This window comes from Azospirillum sp. (assembly GCF_035627195.1).
GTDB lineage: Bacteria > Pseudomonadota > Alphaproteobacteria > Azospirillales > Azospirillaceae > Azospirillum.
Genome location: NZ_DASPMG010000285.1, coordinates 1 through 2,537 on the forward strand (window position 1 = coordinate 1; position 2,537 = coordinate 2,537).

The 2,537-nt window shown below is 69.3% G+C and carries 2 protein-coding genes; both read right to left on the minus strand.

Annotation, left to right across the window (positions count from 1 at the left end; translation table 11 throughout):
• The coding region (locus VED21_RS26175) for a sigma-54 interaction domain-containing protein (RefSeq protein WP_324887588.1) at positions 1-1,142 on the minus strand (1,142 nt) is incomplete at its 3' end.
• Positions 1,143-1,284: 142 nt separating this feature from the next.
• Positions 1,285-2,007 (minus strand): 3-oxoacyl-ACP reductase FabG, encoded by a 723-nt coding sequence (fabG, locus tag VED21_RS26180; RefSeq protein ID WP_324887591.1) that lies wholly within the window; start codon positions 2,005-2,007, stop codon positions 1,285-1,287.
• Positions 2,008-2,537: the final 530 nt, after the last annotated feature.

Here is a 2,537-nt window from a genome sequence, read left to right on the forward strand (position 1 = left end):
CGCTCCAGCATGTTGTACAGCTCGCGCACGTTGCCCGGCCAGTCGTAGGAGGTCAGCGCCCGCACCGCCGATTCGGTCAGCTCGCGCGGCGGCGTGCCGCGCTGGATCGCCATGTCCTCCAGGATGCTGGACGCGATGTCCTCCACGTCCTCCAGCCGCTCGCGCAGCGGCGGCAGGCGGATCGGTACGACGTTGAGGCGGTAGTAGAGATCGGCGCGGAACTGGTTCTGCTTCACCAGTGCGCCCAGGTCGCGGCTGGTGGCGGCGACGATGCGCACGTCCACCCGGATCACCTTGTTGGACCCCAGCGGCTCGATCTCGCGCTCCTGCAGCACGCGCAGCAGCTTGGCCTGCAGCGCGAGCGGCATGTCGCCGATCTCGTCCAGGAACAGGGTGCCGCCGTCGGCGATCTGGAACTTGCCCTCGCGCCCACGGCGGTCGGCCCCGGTGTAGGCGCCGGCGGCCGCCCCGAACAGCTCGCCCTCCAGCAGCGTTTCGGGGATGGCGGCGGCGTTGATGGCGACGAAGGGCCGGTTGACGCGCGGGCTGGCCGCGTGGATGGCGTGCGCCAGCAGCTCCTTGCCCGTGCCCGTCTCGCCCAGCAGAAGCACGGTCGAGTCCATCTGCGCGGCGCGGCGGGCGAGGCGCTTCACCTCCTTGATGGACTCGCCGGAGCCGACGATCTGGGTGAAGGTGTGCTTGGCGCGGCGCGCCTTCGACAGCTCCTGCCGGGTGCGCGACAGCTCCTCGTGCAGGCGCTGGTACTTGGCGATCAGCGGCTTCAGCTCTTCGGCACTCTCGTACATGGCAAACGCGATGGCGCCGATGACGTCGCCGGCCTCGTCGCGCATGGGCAGGCGGGTGACGACCAGCGAGCGCTCGCCGAACTGCATGATGTCCAGGAACATCGCCCGGCCGGTCTCGACCACGTGGCGCATCTGGCTGTTGGGGATGACCTCCTCGACCGGCTTGCCGCGGACGTCCTCGTCGATGCCCACCAGTTGCTTGTACTTCTCGTGCATCCAGACGATGCGCGCCTCGCGGTCCACGGCGACCGTGCCCACGCACTGGCCCGCCATCTGGTCGAACAGCGAGTGCACCATGCGCTGGCGCAGGGCTTCGTACCCGCCCTCGTCGATCATCGGCCGTCCCCTCCCGCGGCGGCCCTCTGCCGGGGCCGTCCGCACGACGATATCGGAGCACGCCGAACCAAGTCCAGCCCGGCCGCCCGAGAGCGGCCGGGCGGAACCCGGATCAAGACGCGCCCGGATCAGATGCGCCCAATCAGATGCGCTGGCCGGCGTCCACCTTGATGACCTGCGCGGTGACGTAGCGCGCGGCGTCCGACAGCAGGAAGGTGACGGCGTCGGCGATGTCCTGCGGCATGGGCAGCTGCTTCATCACCGCCTCCTGCTTGTAGCCGTCGATGGCGGCTTCCGGCAGCTTCAGCGCCATCTCGGTCAGCACCAGGCCCGGCGCGATGGCGTTGCAGGTCACGCGCTTCTGGCCGTACTCGCGCGCCACGGTCTTGGTCAGGCCGATCAGGCCCGCCTTGGCGGCGGCGTAGTTGGCCTGGCCGAACATGCCGTGCAGGCCGTTGATGGAGGAGATGTTGACGATGCGCCCGCCGCCCTGCTCGCCCATCAGCGGGGCGGTGGCGCGGATCATGTGGAAGGCGCCGGTCAGGTTGACGTTGATGACCGCCTGCCAGTCCTCGTCCGACATCTTGCGGATGGTGGTGTCGCGGGTGATGCCGGCGTTGTTGACCAGCAGCGTCGCCGGGGCCGGCAGCGCCGCCACGGCGGCGTTCACGCTGGCCGAGTTCGAGATGTCGACCTGCTGGAAGTCGTGCTTGAAGGCGTCGTCGGTGGGCACGGCCCAGTCGAAGACGTGCACGGTCGCACCCAGCTCGGCGAGCGTGTCGGCGATGCAGCGGCCGAGGCCGCGGCTGCCGCCGGTGACGATGGCGCGCTTGCCGGTGAAGTCCGTCCGGTCGCGAAAGCTCATGGGTGAAGGTCTCCGTTTGTTGGCCGCCGGCCCGTCCGCAGGCCGTTTCGCTGCATCACAGCAAGGCGCGTGCCGTTTCGTTGAACCGCCGGATTGCCCGGTTTCCCGACGTTCTCCGGCCGGGAATCTGTCCGGAAATCCGACACGGCGTTCGGGAACCTGGACATAAGGCGTATGCATTGCGGGCAGGTCCAGTGAATTTTGTGCGATGCGGCAATTGGTGCGGGCGAGTGGTGATACCGCTTGACGCTCCCCGCGTTCGTGCCGACACTCTGCCGAACGCCGCGACAACGACGGCATGGGACCAGAGCGGGGCACGACCAAGTACCCGCCGGGGAGGACGATGACGCACGAGACCACCCGCGCCCGGAATCCGGCCGCGCCCCGCACGGTGGCTGGCGAAGCGGGGGCTTGAGATGCCGCGCCTTGCCGCCAACCTCACCATGCTCTTCAACGAGGTGCCGTTCCTCGACCGCTTCGCCGCGGCGGCGCGGGCCGGCTTCACCGGCGTGGAGTTCCTGTTCCCCTAC